The 13318-nt window shown below is 61.1% G+C and carries 13 protein-coding genes; 8 read left to right on the forward strand and 5 right to left on the reverse strand.

Annotated features, from left to right (window positions below; genetic code table 11):
* Positions 1-100: 100 nt before the first annotated feature.
* The 7 genes from V6607_RS01815 to V6607_RS01845 all read left to right on the forward strand — a co-directional run bounded on the left by V6607_RS01815 (position 101) and on the right by V6607_RS01845 (position 5873).
* Positions 101-1762 carry an OFA family MFS transporter gene (locus V6607_RS01815; RefSeq protein WP_003218039.1) on the forward strand — a complete coding sequence of 554 codons (1662 nt, stop codon included), beginning with the start codon at positions 101-103 and terminating at the stop codon, positions 1760-1762.
* 240 nt (positions 1763-2002) lie between these two features.
* Entirely contained in the window at positions 2003-2596 is a 594-nt protein-coding gene (gene hisB / locus V6607_RS01820) for an imidazoleglycerol-phosphate dehydratase HisB (RefSeq protein WP_003218037.1), read from the forward strand.
* Entirely contained in the window at positions 2596-3234 is a 639-nt protein-coding gene (gene hisH, locus V6607_RS01825; protein WP_003218034.1) for an imidazole glycerol phosphate synthase subunit HisH, read from the forward strand. The genes hisB and hisH overlap by 1 nt, the downstream gene beginning before the upstream one ends.
* Positions 3234-3491 (forward strand): DUF2164 domain-containing protein, encoded by a 258-nt coding sequence (locus V6607_RS01830; RefSeq protein ID WP_003218033.1) that lies wholly within the window; start codon positions 3234-3236, stop codon positions 3489-3491. The genes hisH and V6607_RS01830 overlap by 1 nt, the downstream gene beginning before the upstream one ends.
* 39 nt (positions 3492-3530) lie before the next feature.
* Positions 3531-4268, forward strand: coding sequence for a 1-(5-phosphoribosyl)-5-[(5-phosphoribosylamino)methylideneamino]imidazole-4-carboxamide isomerase (gene hisA, locus V6607_RS01835; protein WP_008435688.1), 738 nt, complete (start codon positions 3531-3533; stop codon positions 4266-4268).
* A gap of 9 nt (positions 4269-4277) precedes the next feature.
* Positions 4278-5048 (forward strand): imidazole glycerol phosphate synthase subunit HisF, encoded by a 771-nt coding sequence (gene hisF / locus V6607_RS01840; protein ID WP_003218030.1) that lies wholly within the window; start codon positions 4278-4280, stop codon positions 5046-5048.
* A 66-nt stretch (positions 5049-5114) separates the two neighbouring features.
* Positions 5115-5873 (forward strand): ABC transporter substrate-binding protein, encoded by a 759-nt coding sequence (locus V6607_RS01845; protein WP_003218028.1) that lies wholly within the window; start codon positions 5115-5117, stop codon positions 5871-5873.
* Here the strand turns inward: V6607_RS01845 and V6607_RS01850 are convergent.
* The 4 genes from V6607_RS01850 to V6607_RS01865 all read right to left on the reverse strand — a co-directional run bounded on the left by V6607_RS01850 (position 5826) and on the right by V6607_RS01865 (position 10632).
* The gene (locus tag V6607_RS01850) at positions 5826-7130 is read right to left on the reverse strand and encodes a Vps62-related protein (RefSeq protein WP_134325589.1); all 1305 of its coding nucleotides are present in this window, start codon (positions 7128-7130) and stop codon (positions 5826-5828) included. The genes V6607_RS01845 and V6607_RS01850 overlap by 48 nt on opposite strands.
* A 74-nt stretch (positions 7131-7204) precedes the next feature.
* On the reverse strand, positions 7205-7987 hold the full coding sequence (locus tag V6607_RS01855) for a divergent polysaccharide deacetylase family protein (protein ID WP_008435686.1): 783 nt from the start codon (positions 7985-7987) through the stop codon (positions 7205-7207).
* A 1-nt stretch (position 7988) separates the two neighbouring features.
* Positions 7989-9296 (reverse strand): S41 family peptidase, encoded by a 1308-nt coding sequence (locus V6607_RS01860; RefSeq protein WP_003218023.1) that lies wholly within the window; start codon positions 9294-9296, stop codon positions 7989-7991.
* A gap of 31 nt (positions 9297-9327) precedes the next feature.
* On the reverse strand, positions 9328-10632 hold the full coding sequence (locus tag V6607_RS01865; protein ID WP_087693335.1) for a murein hydrolase activator EnvC: 1305 nt from the start codon (positions 10630-10632) through the stop codon (positions 9328-9330).
* A gap of 296 nt (positions 10633-10928) precedes the next feature.
* Here V6607_RS01865 and V6607_RS01870 point away from each other — a divergent pair, with 296 nt between their 5' ends.
* Positions 10929-11441, forward strand: a complete 513-nt coding sequence (locus V6607_RS01870) for a PBECR2 nuclease fold domain-containing protein (RefSeq protein WP_166742138.1) — start codon at positions 10929-10931, stop codon at positions 11439-11441.
* Between the two features lie 217 nt (positions 11442-11658).
* On the opposite strand, the gene gpmI is transcribed toward V6607_RS01870, so the two are convergent.
* The gene (gpmI, locus tag V6607_RS01875) at positions 11659-13185 is read right to left on the reverse strand and encodes a 2,3-bisphosphoglycerate-independent phosphoglycerate mutase (RefSeq protein ID WP_003218015.1); all 1527 of its coding nucleotides are present in this window, start codon (positions 13183-13185) and stop codon (positions 11659-11661) included.
* Positions 13186-13318: the final 133 nt, after the last annotated feature.

Genomic DNA, 13318 nt, shown 5'->3' on the forward strand with positions numbered 1-13318 from the left:
TTTAAAAGGAGCTTTACTCAACAAAACGGCCACGCCTTGCGTGTAAGGCCGAGGGAGAGAGCGCCCGACGGACACATACTAATAACTGGGGGAAACACCAATGAGCACTAGCACTGCGGCGGGTAATACTGCTGCACAGCCTGCGTTCCTGTCCAAGGAACGCATTATCGCCAAGCCCGGGTTCAACCGTTGGCTGGTACCACCGGCCGCCCTGGCGATCCACCTGTGTATCGGCATGGCCTACGGTTTTTCGGTGTTCTGGCTGCCGTTGTCCAAGGCGCTGGGGATCACCGCACCGGTCGCTTGCGCGCCGGACATGAGCTTCATCAGCCAGGTCTTCTCGTCGCAATGCGACTGGCCCATCTCCATGCTGGGCTGGATCTACACCCTGTTCTTCATCTTCCTCGGCTGCTCCGCAGCGATCTGGGGCGGCTGGCTGGAACACGCCGGGCCACGCAAGGCTGGTGTCGTTTCGGCCTTGTGCTGGTGTGGCGGCCTGCTGATCTCCGCGCTGGGGATCTACACCCACCAGATCTGGCTGATGTGGATCGGCTCCGGGGTCATTGGTGGTATCGGCCTGGGCCTGGGTTACATCTCGCCGGTCTCGACCCTGATCAAGTGGTTCCCGGACAAGCGCGGCATGGCCACCGGCATGGCGATCATGGGTTTCGGCGGCGGCGCGATGGTTGGCGCTCCGTTGGCAGCCGCCTTGATGGGCCACTTTGCCTCGCCGACCAGCGTTGGCGTGTGGCAGAGCTTCGTGGTCATGGCCGTGATCTACTTCGTGTTCATGATCGGCGGCGCCTTGTCCTACCGTGTTCCGCCTACCGGCTGGAAGCCTGAGGGCTGGACTGCCCCGGCGAAAAAAGCCAGCAACGCGATGATCACCCACCGTCACGTGCACGTGAACGTGGCCTGGAAAACCCCGCAATTCCGCCTGGTGTGGCTGGTGCTGTGCCTGAACGTGTCTGCCGGCATCGGCATCCTCGGCATGGCTTCGCCGCTGCTGCAGGAAGTGTTCGGCGGCAAGTTGCTGGGTAACGGCCTGGCATTTGGCCAACTGGATGCCGGCCAACTGGCTTCCATCGCGGCCATCGCAGCCGGCTTTACCGGCCTCTTGAGCCTGTTCAACATCGGTGGCCGGTTCTTCTGGGCATCGTTCTCCGACTACCTTGGCCGTAAAAACACCTACTTCGTGTTCTTCGCATTGGGCTTTGCCCTGTACGCGCTGATCCCGAACCTGGGTCACCTGGGCAACGTCGCGCTGTTCGTGGCGGCGTTCTGCATCATCCTGTCGATGTACGGCGGTGGTTTTGCGACGGTGCCGGCTTACCTGGCGGACCTGTTCGGTACGCAAATGGTGGGTGCGATCCACGGTCGCCTGCTGACCGCTTGGGCAGCGGCGGGCGTACTGGGCCCGGTGCTGGTGAACTACCTGCGTGAGTATCAGTTGAGCATCGGCGTTGAACGCGCTGCCGCCTACGACATCACCTTGTACATCCTCGCCGGCCTGCTGGTGCTGGGCTTTATCTGCAACCTGCTGGTACGGCCGGTGGCAGACAAGTACTTCATGACCGACGCCGAACTGGCTGCCGAGCAGGCGCTGGGCCATGACAAGGGCGCCGATTCCAGCACCGTGCTGGAGTGGAAAGCCTCCTCCGGCAGCGTGCCATTGGCGGTTGCCGCCTGGCTGGCGGTGGGCATTCCGTTGGCGTGGGGCGTGTGGGTCACCCTGCAGAAAACCGCAGTACTGTTCCACTAACACCGCGTAACCCTTGTGGGAGCGGGCTTGCTCGCGAATGCGATGGATCAGTCAGCACATGTATTGGCTGACACACCGCTTTCGCGAGCAAGCCCGCTCCCACGCAAAGCTGCCCCCACACTTGTACTGACATGTCTATCCCCGACACTCCATCAGTCTTATCCCCTCCGATGTTTCTGTTTAGCGCCCGCGCCCCTATAATGGCTGCCTTTTTCGCCCAATGATTTTGCGGAGCTGGTGATGGCCGAACGTAAGGCGTCCGTCGAGCGCGACACTCTGGAAACCCAGATCAAAGCCTCGATCAACCTGGATGGCACCGGAAAGGCCCGATTTGATATCGGTGTACCTTTTCTTGAGCACATGCTGGACCAGATCGCCCGTCACGGGCTGATCGACCTGGATATCGTCAGCAAGGGCGACCTGCATATCGACGACCACCACACGGTGGAAGACGTCGGTATCACGTTGGGCCAGGCATTTGCCAAAGCCATCGGCGACAAGAAAGGCATCCGTCGCTACGGCCACGCCTATGTCCCGCTGGATGAAGCGCTGTCGCGTGTGGTCATCGACTTCTCCGGCCGCCCGGGCCTGCAGATGCACGTGCCGTACACCCGCGCCACCGTGGGCGGCTTCGACGTCGACCTGTTCCAGGAATTCTTCCAGGGTTTCGTCAACCACGCCCTGGTCAGCCTGCACATCGACAACCTGCGTGGCACCAACACCCACCACCAGATCGAGACCGTGTTCAAGGCTTTCGGCCGTGCCCTGCGCATGGCCGTGGAGCTGGATGACCGCATGGCCGGGCAAATGCCGTCGACCAAGGGCGTCCTGTAATGCAGACGGTCGCGGTTATCGACTACGGCATGGGTAACCTGCACTCGGTGGCCAAGGCCCTTGAGCACGTAGGTGCCGGCAAGGTGCTGATCACCAGCGATGCCGACGTGATTCGCGAAGCCGACCGGGTGGTGTTCCCGGGGGTTGGCGCGATTCGCGACTGCATGGCCGAGATTCGTCGCCTGGGCTTCGACAGCCTGGTGCGTGAAGTCAGCCAGGACCGGCCGTTCCTCGGCATCTGCGTGGGCATGCAAGCCTTGCTCGACAGCAGTGAAGAGAACGACGGCGTCGACTGCATCGGTCTGTTTCCGGGCCAGGTGAAGTTTTTCGGCAAGGACCTGCACGAAGACGGCGAGCACCTGAAGGTGCCGCATATGGGCTGGAACGAAGTGCGCCAGACCGTGGATCACCCGCTGTGGCACGAAGTGCCGGACCTGGCGCGTTTCTATTTCGTACACAGCTATTACATCGCCGCCGGTAACCCGCGCCAGGTGGTGGGTGGCGGGCACTATGGCGTCGACTTCGCCGCGGCCCTGGCCGACGGTTCGCGCTTTGCCGTGCAATTCCACCCGGAGAAGAGCCATACCCATGGCCTGCAATTGCTGCAGAACTTCGCCGCGTGGGACGGGCGCTGGTAATGGCCAAGAAGGTCAAGCCGCCGATCTTGAACCTCACTCCCCAGCAGGAGAGTGAGGCCACCGACAAGATCAAGCGTTTCATGGAAGACCGCTTCGAGCTCAAGCTCGGCTCGTTCGAGGTTGCAGAAATCCTCGAACTGTTCACCACTGAAATTGCTCCGCACTATTACAACAGGGCGATTTTCGATGTGCAGACGCACCTTAAAGAAAGGTTCGAAAGCATCGAAAGCGACTTGTGGGCGCTCGAGAAACCCTGATTTCCCGGGCAACGCTGAATATCGAATAAGGTTTGCCAGATGCTGATTATTCCCGCTATCGATCTCAAGGACGGCGCCTGCGTACGTCTGCGCCAGGGCCGCATGGAAGATTCCACGGTGTTCTCCGATGACCCGGTGAGCATGGCTGCCAAGTGGGTGGAAGGCGGTTGCCGTCGTCTGCATCTGGTGGACTTGAACGGTGCGTTCGAAGGCCAGCCGGTCAACGGCGAAGTGGTGACGGCGATCGCCAAGCGCTACCCGAACCTGCCGATCCAGATCGGCGGCGGTATCCGCTCCCTGGAAACCATCGAACACTACGTGAAAGCAGGCGTGAGCTACGTGATCATCGGCACCAAGGCGGTGAAAGACCCGGCCTTCGTCGCCGAAGCCTGCCGTGCGTTCCCCGGCAAAGTGATCGTGGGCCTGGACGCCAAGGACGGTTTCGTCGCCACCGACGGCTGGGCCGAGATCAGCACCGTCCAGGTGATCGACCTCGCCAAGCAGTTTGAAGCCGACGGCGTCTCCGCCATCGTTTATACCGACATCGCCAAAGACGGCATGATGCAGGGCTGCAACGTACCGTTCACCGCTGCGCTGGCCGCCGCCACCAGGATCCCGGTGATCGCTTCCGGCGGTATCCACAACCTGGGCGACATCAAGTCGCTGCTGGACGCGAAGGCGCCGGGGATCATCGGCGCGATCACCGGCCGGGCGATCTATGAAGGCACCCTGGACGTCGCTGAAGCCCAGGCTTACTGCGACGCCTACAACGGCTGAGGACTGACCATGGCGCTGGCCAAACGCATCATCCCTTGCCTGGACGTCGACAACGGTCGCGTGGTCAAGGGCGTCAAGTTCGAGAACATCCGTGACGCCGGCGACCCGGTGGAAATCGCCCGTCGCTACGACGAACAGGGTGCCGACGAGATTACCTTTCTCGACATCACCGCCAGCGTCGATGGTCGCGACACCACGCTGCATACCGTGGAGCGCATGGCCAGCCAGGTGTTTATCCCGCTGACCGTGGGCGGTGGCGTGCGCACCGTGCAGGACATTCGCAATTTGCTGAATGCCGGCGCGGACAAGGTTTCGATCAACACCGCGGCGGTGTTCAACCCGGAATTTGTCGGCGAAGCCGCACAGCACTTCGGTTCGCAATGCATCGTGGTTGCCATCGACGCCAAGAAAGTCTCCGGCCCGGGCGAAACCCCGCGCTGGGAGATCTTCACCCACGGCGGGCGCAAGCCGACCGGGCTGGATGCCGTGCAGTGGGCGATGAAGATGGAAGCCCTGGGTGCCGGTGAAATCCTGCTGACCAGCATGGACCAGGACGGCATGAAAAACGGCTTCGACCTGGGCGTGACCCGCGCCATCAGCGACGCACTGGGCATCCCGGTGATTGCTTCCGGCGGCGTCGGCAACCTGCAGCACCTGGCCGACGGCGTGATCGAAGGCCACGCCAGCGCAGTGCTGGCGGCGAGTATTTTCCACTTTGGCGAATACACCGTGCCTGAGGCCAAGGCCTACATGGCGGCGCGCGGTATCGTCGTACGCTAAACGTCACTGGACACCATGGCAGGCTCGCGGCACTCTCTGGGCTTGCCATGGATTCCGGTAACTTTCATGTTCAAAGACCTGCTGCTCGCCCTCGCCAGTACCACCGTTCTGCTGACGGGTTCGGCTTACGCTGATGAACCGTCCGACGGCGCTTCCCTGGTGTTGCTGACGGAAAACTTCCCGCCGTACAACATGGCGAAAAACGGCAAGAACTTCGCCAAGGAAGAGAACATCGAAGGCATTGCCGTGGACATCGTCCGCGAGACGTTCCAGCGTGCCGGTATTTCCTACAACCTGACCCTGCGGTTCCCTTGGGACCGGATCTACAAACTCGCCCTGGAAAAACCCGGTTACGGCGTGTTCGTGATGGCGCGCTTGCCGGACCGTGAGGCGCTGTTCAAATGGGTCGGCCCCATCGGCCCGGACGATTGGGTGCTGCTGGCCAAGGCTGACAGCAAGATCCAGCTGAGCGACCTTGAGCAGGCGCGGCGCTACAAGATCGGCGCCTACAAGGGCGACGCCATCGCCGAGAGCCTGGAGAAGCAGGGGCTCAAGCCGGTGATCGTGTTGCGGGATCAGGACAACGCGAAAAAGCTGGTGGATGGCCAGATCGACCTGTGGGCCACCGGGGACCCGGCGGGCCGTTATCTGGCACGCCAGGTCGGGGTGACCGGGCTCAAGACTGTGTTGCGTTTCAACAGCGCGGAGCTGTACCTGGCGCTGAACAAAAACGTGCCGGATGACGTAGTGGCGAAACTCCAGGCGGCCCTCGATCAGTTACGGCAGGAGGGTGTCGTCGATGAAATCATGGGGCGTTATCTCTAGGTTGTTTTCTGTGGGCTCGGGCACCGCTGCTGGTACTTCCTCTGGCTCCTCAACAGCAGTAACCGCCGCTTCAGGTTGCAGCAGCTCGCTGAAGTAGACGTTATCTCCGCTGGCATAGGTCAGGGTTGGCCCGAGCTGGCTGCCGTCAGCCCGCAATAGCTCGTATCGGCTTTTGACCAGGTAGGCAGCGATGGATTTATTCGCCGGGATGTAAGCCATCACATCCGCCACGCCCTCCCGTTCCCAGCCTTGTGCGGTCAAGCCCGTATGCGTGAAGTCGCGATTGAGGTTGGCACTGATACTCAACGGATGCCGGGGTGCCCAGGCAGCCTTTATATCGACGCCGGTCAAGGAGCGCAGGCCCATGGAGAAGTCACTGATCTCTCCTTTTGCGAATACCCAACTGAAGGTTTGGCTTGCTGGCGTGGTGTTTTGACCGCTGGCCACCAAGCTGTACTGGTCGATTCTTTTCAACCGATATACCGGGCACGTTTGCAGTTTTTCCAGGGGCGTCAGGGTCGGGTCGTTCACGGTAAACCAGGGCAGTTCGCACACATGAATGCCCTCTGTTACCTGCTCCGGCATCGTGCGTCCTGGTGCCATTTCGGGTGAAAGTGGCGGCAAATCTTCGGAATGAAGCGCAAGGTCCAGCCGCAGGGCGTGCACCGGGCTTTGCCTGGTTGGCTTGGCATAGCCCTCGGCGCCGGTAAAGGTGCCCGGTGCCAGGTAGGCTTGGCCAGGAGCTGCTTGCGACGGGGAGACACCCCAGGCGCTAAAGTCCCGGTGGGCGCCGCTGCCTTGGTCGCTCCAGATCAATTGGTCGACATAGGCCTGAGTCACCAGGTCTTCTCTGACACAGCGGATGGTATTGCGTGGTGGTTTGTCGTTACCGAGGCCACAGACCAGCCCCATCGCCACATAACCTTCTGGAGCGGTGGGCCGCCAGATTGAGAAATTGGCGCGTGCCCTTGGTCCCGAGTGTTCCCAGACTCTCTCGAAGTCGACGGGGGGCCGCAAGGCGGTGCCATTCTCCCGGTCAACTTCGCTGACAACAGCGACGATGTTCAGTTGATTGATGTTGTGGTAACCCGCCACCGCCACATCACCCAGCGGGACGAAGTTGCCCAGCGCGTCGGAGGATGTGCTCGGGCGCCAGAAGGTCACGGGTTTTTCGGCGCGAGTGCCTTTGTCGTTCCATACAGGAACGAACTCGGTGGTGAAGTTGATCAGCAGGTCTTTGTATTGCAGTGAGTTCATCTACAGACTCTCCAGTGGATACGAAGATCCACTATCGAAGAGTCCGCTCGGTCAGGCGCGGTAGCTATATAGCACTAGCGGTAAGTGCCGTTTTTTCCGTGCCCGGCCATGGCCTGGTTGCTGCGCAGGCTGATCATCAACTTGATGTCGATCCACTCGACGCCCTGGGCCTTGAGCTTGGGCAGCTCACGTTCGAGTACCGCCAGGGTCTGTGGATAAGGGTGGCCGATCATCACCGCCGACCCCTGTTTGTGGGCCAGCTTGATCGCGGTCTGCAGCTGGGTGGTGATGGCCGCTTCGGTGCGTTCGTCGTCGAGGAACACATCCCGCGAGACGCTGGCCAGGCCAATCTTTTGCGCCTCGGCGGCGGCGACGGTTTTAGCGCTGGTGCGGCTGTCGACGAAGAACTTGTGGCGTCGTTGCAGCTCACCCATCAACCAGGCCATGGCCTCCGGCTGGGCGGTCATGCGGCTGCCCATGTGGTTGTTGATGCCGGCGGTGTAGGGCACGGCCTTGAAGGCTGCGTCCAGGCGTTTGCCGAGCTCTTCGATGGGCAGGTCGGGGTGCCAGGCGAACGGGCCGGTGGCCGGGTCCATGGGCATGTGCAGGATGACGATCTTGCCGGCCTTGTGGGCTTCGCGGGCGAATTCGGCGGCGTGGGGTGTGTCGGGCATGATCGCCGTGGTCACCGGGCCGGGCAGGGCGAGCACACGACGATCCCGGGGCAGGTTTTGCCCTAGGTCGTCGATGATCAGGGTCAGGTAGGCTTTGTGTTCAGCGGGGGCTGCACTGGCGGGGTTGCCTTGGGCGACTCCCGCCAGACAGCACAGCAAAGCGATGATCAGTCCACGGCGCATATCAACGGCTGCGCGTAATGCTCAGGCCCTTGAGCAGGCTCAGCGCCTGGGCCAACTGATAATCGTCGTCCTGCGGCATCGGCTTGGCTTTCGAGCCGCTGCCGGTCGGCTGGTCGGCGCCGCCGTTGCCATTGCCCAGGTGGCCTTGCAGGTCCGCTTCCTTGTAGAACTCGCTGTCGGCTTCGTTGGTGATCTTGGCCTTGCGCACTTCGATGTCCGGCACGATGCCCTGGGCCTGGATCGAGCGACCGTTCGGCGTGTAGTACAGCGCCGTGGTGATCTTCAAGGCACGCTCATTGTTCAGCGGCAGCACGGTTTGCACCGAGCCTTTGCCGAAGCTGGTGGTGCCCATCAGCACGCCGCGTTTCTGGTCTTGCAGGGCGCCGGCGACGATTTCCGAAGCCGAGGCGCTGCCGCCGTTGATCAGCACAACCATCGGCACGCCTTCGCTGAGGTCGTTGCCGGTGGCCGAGAAGCGCAGCTCGGAGTTGGCGATACGGCCCTTGGTGTAGACGATCAGGCCCTTGGTGATGAAGTGGTCGACCACCTCCACCGCTGCCTGCAACACGCCGCCCGGGTTGTTGCGCAGGTCGAGCACGATGCCGCTGAGTTTCTTGCCGTTGTCTTTGCGCAGCTTGGCGAGGGCCTTGGCCACTTCGTCGCCGGTCTTGACCTGGAACTGGGTGATACGGATGTAGCCGTAGCCCGACTCCAGCAGCTGGCTCTTCACGCTCTTGACCGTGATGGTGGCGCGGGTCAGGGTCACGTCGAACGGCGTGCCGCCGTCGCGCACCAGGGTCAGGGTGATTTTCTGGCCGATCTTGCCGCGCATCTTGTCGACGGCTTCGGTCATGGTCTGGCCGCGGGTCGGCTGGCCGTTGATCTTGACGATAAAGTCACCGGCCTGGATGCCGGCCTTGGACGCAGGGGTGTCATCGATCGGCGAAACGACCTTGATGTTGCCGTCGTCGGCGCCGACTTCAATGCCCAGGCCACCGAATTCACCACTGGTGCTCTCCTGCAGCTCGGCGAAATCTTCCGGGCCCAGGTAGGCGGAGTGCGGGTCAAGGTTGCTGAGCATGCCCTTGATGGCATTTTCCAGCAGGGTCTTGTCGTCCACAGGTTCGACATAAGCGGCCTTGATCCGGTCCATGACCTCGGCAAAGGTGCGCAACTCGTCCAGCGGCAGCGGGGCCTTGGTGGTCGCGGCCGTGGCCGACTGGGCGGTCTGGTCGGCGAATGCCAAAGGCGCGCCGATCACCAGAGCGATCGTCAGGGCCAGCGATGTGAGGCGGGACAAATGCAGCATGTCGAACGAACTCCTAATGTAGATGCGACCCTTATCCTTGGGTACGGCACCATTGTGCCGGGTCGCTCGGGCGGCCCTGCTGACGAATAGCGAAGTACAGCGCCGGGGTGTCCTGGCCACCACTGTTACCGACAGTGGAGATGGATTCACCGGCTTTTACAACATCACCTGCCGCTTTAAGCAAAGTTTGATTGTGGCCGTAAAGGCTCAAATAGCCATTACCGTGGTCAAGAATCACCAACAAACCTGCGCCACGCAGCCAATCGGCAAATACCACGCGGCCGCCGTGGATAGCGTGGACCTGGGTGCCGGCACCGGCACTGATCATCACACCGTCCCACTTGGCGCGGGTGTCATCGCCACGGGTTTCACCAAAGCGTGCCAGTAATCGACCATCAACTGGCCATGGAAGTTTGCCCCGAGCTGAAGCAAAAGGTCCGCCGAAGGATTCGCCGGCGCTGGAAACCAGCGGGCCAGGCGCTGCACGCGCCGGTTTACGCGGGGCCGGGGCGTCGGTAGTGGCGCTGGCGACTGCCTCGGCGGCTTCACGCTCGCGCTTTTTTTCGGCTTCCTGCTGGGCAATCAGCGCTTTTTGCCGCGCCTGCTCTGCCTCACGGGCCTGGCGCGCCAGGGTTTCCTCGATGGTTTTCAGGACTTTACCGAGGTCAGCCTGGTCTTGCTCGCGGGCCTGGAGCTTGGCGTCACGGGCCTTCACGTCGTCATTCAGCTTGGCCAGCGCCTGCTGGCGCTCCTTGCGGACCTTGTCCAGTTCGTCGCGCTGGCTGTCGAGGGCGGTTTTCTGGTCGAGCAGCTGCGACTGCTGGTTGGCGATTTCCTGCTCGACGTTGGCCAACTGGCGCAGGGTCTCGTTGAAGCTTTTCAGTTGCTCCAGGCGGGCCTTGCTCAGGTAGTCGTAATAGGTAAGGGTGCGGGCGAACTTTTCCGGGTTCTGCTGGTTGAGCAGCAGCTTGAGGTATTCCTGGCGGCCGTTCTGGTAAGCGGCGCGGGCCTGGATCGCGATCAGGCGTTGCTGTTCAACGCGGGCGCTCTGGAGTTTTTTTTTCTCAGCGTCGAGTCGCTCCAGTTCCGACTCGCTCTTCTTTAGTTCTTTTTGCAGCTCCTGGACCTGCTTCTCCAGCTTGCCCATCTCGGTTTCCGTACCGCGCAGGTCTTTCTGCACGCCGGACTTCTCTTCCTGGAGCTTGCCGAGCAGCTTCTTCAGCTCGGTAATGTCCTGACGCGTAGCGTCCAACTGTTGTTGGGTTTGTGCGCGCTCATCGGCAAACGCCGGTTGGAGCAGGCAGACAAGAGCAAGGGTAATCAAGGCGCGAAGCATAGAGGCGGGCGACACCAGGGAAAGGGACGGCCTAGTATGCCCGCCAAGCGCTGCAAAAAAAACGCCCAATTCGGCTTGGCAGGCAAGTTAGGTGCCCAGTGGCCGCATTCTGCAAGCAATTGTGCGCAAGTCCCATAGCCCTTTGAAGGCGACGAGCGGTTGAGAGCGTCGTGTCGTGCTTCTGCAGTTGTTTTGTGTGCTTCGCGAAATGCCTTGAAATGCTCCGCCCTGACGGTGCATTTGCGCTCGGAATAGACTCTTCGGCCCTGTTAATCCGACGGTCGGCATAGTCAGTAATGCCTTGTATTCACGAGTCAAAAGGCCAGCAAACGTGGCTTGATTATGGGCTTCCCGACCTTCGTAGTCTGGATCGGGCTTTGCGAGCGCGTCCACTTGAGGAAGTGGCCGCCGGCAACGATGTCGAAGCGGCCATCGATATAGTCGCAATGCATTTTGGCATTGCCCATTCGAGCTGTTCGGAAGTGGAAGTTGCCTCGCCTTTGGGGCAAATAGCGATCAGGCGTAGCTGTCTGCAGCACATTGTTGAAAAGCGGCAGGACGCCAGAGAGCGTTATGTCAGGTTCGCCTTGGACACATTGACGGGGCCTCTGGAAATATGGCGTGTTGCTTATAGCGATTGCTCCGCTCGTTTAGCATTCATTGGGGCTTATGAATCCAGGAGGCAGATGCTGGTGGTGGTCAATATTCAGGCTGGCAATGTGCTGTGGAACTTCATGCAGACAGACGCCAAGGCCTTGAACAAGCATCGTCATGGTGAGTTGCTCTACAAGCGTTACGAGCTTTTGTGACGCCCAAAGAAAAGGGCAGCTCTTTCGAACTGCCCTAAGTAGTGCTTGCTTGATATTCATATACACACCCTCAAGCAGGGGTGTGGAGGTCTCACCCTACGCGGATATCCAGCCATCTGCGGGGTTCCTACGCCAGTTATCGCCGCTGGAGGCAACTGGTTTCGCGCTCGAGTCCATTATTGACGGGCTGCCTGTTTTGAGCAACCCCTGAACTGTGTCAGACCAGAATCGAAGTGCCAGTCATCTCTTTCGGCTTCTCCAGCCCCATCAGCATCAACATGGTCGGTGCCACGTCGGCCAGCACGCCGCCATCACGTACTTTAAAGTCACGTTTGCCTACGTAGATGAATGGCACCGGCTCGGTGGTGTGGGCGGTGTGGGCCTGTCCGGTGGATTCGTCGGACATTTGCTCGCAGTTGCCGTGGTCAGCGGTGATCAGCGCTTCGCCGCCCACCTTTTCCAGCGCGTCGACGATGCGGCCGACGCACAGGTCCAGGCATTCCACGGCTTTTACCGCCGCTTCCAGGTTGCCGCTGTGGCCCACCATGTCACCGTTGGCGTAGTTGACCACGATCACGTCGTAGCGCTGGTGTTCGATGGCGTCGACGATCTTGTCCGTGACTTCCGGGGCACTCATCTCCGGCTGCAGGTCGTAGGTGGCGACTTTCGGCGACGGGATCAGGATGCGTTCTTCACCCGGGAACGGTTCTTCACGACCGCCGGAGAAGAAGAAGGTGACGTGGGCGTATTTCTCGGTTTCGGCAATGCGCAGTTGGGTCTTGCCGTTTTTCGCCAGGTAATCCCCCAGCACGTTTTCCAGGCTGCCCGGGGCGAATGCCGACGGGGCCGGGATGTTGGCGGCGTATTGGGTCAGCATCACGAATTCGACTTTCGGCTGGCGGGCGCGCTCGAAGTCCTTGAAGCCGGCATCGACGAATACGTGGCTCAGCTCGCGGGCACGGTCGGCGCGGAAGTTCATGAACACCACGGCGTCGCCATCTTCGACCTTGACCGGTTCGCCGATGGTGGTGGCCTTGACGAACTCGTCACTCTCGCCACGGGCGTAGGCGGCCTCCAGGCCTTCCTGGGCGGTGGCGGCGTTGAATTCGGCCTGGCCGTCGACGATCAGGTTGTAGGCCTGTGCCACGCGGTCCCAGCGGTTGTCGCGGTCCATGGCGAAGTAGCGGCCAACCAGGCTGGCGATGCGGCCTTTGCCGAGGGTCTTGAAGGTTTCGTCCAGCAGTTCGATGGAGGACTGGGCACTTTTCGGCGGGGTGTCGCGGCCGTCGAGGAACGCGTGCAGGTAGATCTTCTCGGCGCCGCGCTTGAAGGCCAGTTCGGCCATGGCGATCAGGTGGTCCTGGTGGCTGTGGACGCCGCCGTCCGACAGCAGGCCCATGAAGTGCACGGCCTTGCCGGCCTTGACCGCTTTATCCACTGCCGCGCAGATGTTTGGGTTCTCGAAAAACTCACCGTCGCGGATCGCTTTGGTCACGCGGGTGAAGTCTTGATAGACCACTCGTCCGGCACCGAGATTCATATGGCCGACTTCCGAGTTGCCCATTTGGCCGTCCGGCAGGCCAACATCCATGCCCGAGCCCGAGATCAGGCCGTTCGGAACGGTAGCGCTCAGACGGTCCAGTACTGGCTTGCTGGCCGAGTACACGGCGTTGTCGTGGTGGCTTTCACTGTGTCCGAAGCCATCGAGAATTATCAGGACCAAAGGTTTAGGCGTAGTAGTCATAGATCCTCTCGCGGCGGTAATGAATGAAGGGAATAGAAAAGGGAGTGGCAGTTTAAAGCGAAGTTCCGACCACGTCACCGCTTTACGGGGGTTGGCCGACCATGACGGCTGTGTATACTTACCGCCATTTTAA

Origin of the sequence: Pseudomonas sp. KK18, from assembly GCF_037094675.1 — a bacterium.
Lineage (GTDB): Bacteria > Pseudomonadota > Gammaproteobacteria > Pseudomonadales > Pseudomonadaceae > Aquipseudomonas.

Excerpts from the sequence above, each read along its gene's own strand:
- V6607_RS01815 (WP_003218039.1), top strand. The coding sequence starts at position 101 with ATGAGCACTAGCACTGCGGCGGGTAATACTGCTGCACAGCCTGCGTTC.
- V6607_RS01860 (WP_003218023.1), bottom strand. The coding sequence starts at position 9,296 with ATGCTGCATTTGTCCCGCCTCACATCGCTGGCCCTGACGATCGCTCTG.
- V6607_RS01845 (WP_003218028.1), top strand. The coding sequence starts at position 5,115 with ATGTTCAAAGACCTGCTGCTCGCCCTCGCCAGTACCACCGTTCTGCTG.
- V6607_RS01870 (WP_166742138.1), top strand. The coding sequence starts at position 10,929 with ATGCCTTGTATTCACGAGTCAAAAGGCCAGCAAACGTGGCTTGATTAT.
- hisB (WP_003218037.1), top strand. The coding sequence starts at position 2,003 with ATGGCCGAACGTAAGGCGTCCGTCGAGCGCGACACTCTGGAAACCCAG.
- V6607_RS01850 (WP_134325589.1), bottom strand. The coding sequence starts at position 7,130 with ATGAACTCACTGCAATACAAAGACCTGCTGATCAACTTCACCACCGAG.
- hisA (WP_008435688.1), top strand. The coding sequence starts at position 3,531 with ATGCTGATTATTCCCGCTATCGATCTCAAGGACGGCGCCTGCGTACGT.
- gpmI (WP_003218015.1), bottom strand. The coding sequence starts at position 13,185 with ATGACTACTACGCCTAAACCTTTGGTCCTGATAATTCTCGATGGCTTC.
- V6607_RS01865 (WP_087693335.1), bottom strand. The coding sequence starts at position 10,632 with ATGCTTCGCGCCTTGATTACCCTTGCTCTTGTCTGCCTGCTCCAACCG.
- V6607_RS01855 (WP_008435686.1), bottom strand. The coding sequence starts at position 7,987 with ATGCGCCGTGGACTGATCATCGCTTTGCTGTGCTGTCTGGCGGGAGTC.
- V6607_RS01830 (WP_003218033.1), top strand. The coding sequence starts at position 3,234 with ATGGCCAAGAAGGTCAAGCCGCCGATCTTGAACCTCACTCCCCAGCAG.
- hisH (WP_003218034.1), top strand. The coding sequence starts at position 2,596 with ATGCAGACGGTCGCGGTTATCGACTACGGCATGGGTAACCTGCACTCG.
- hisF (WP_003218030.1), top strand. The coding sequence starts at position 4,278 with ATGGCGCTGGCCAAACGCATCATCCCTTGCCTGGACGTCGACAACGGT.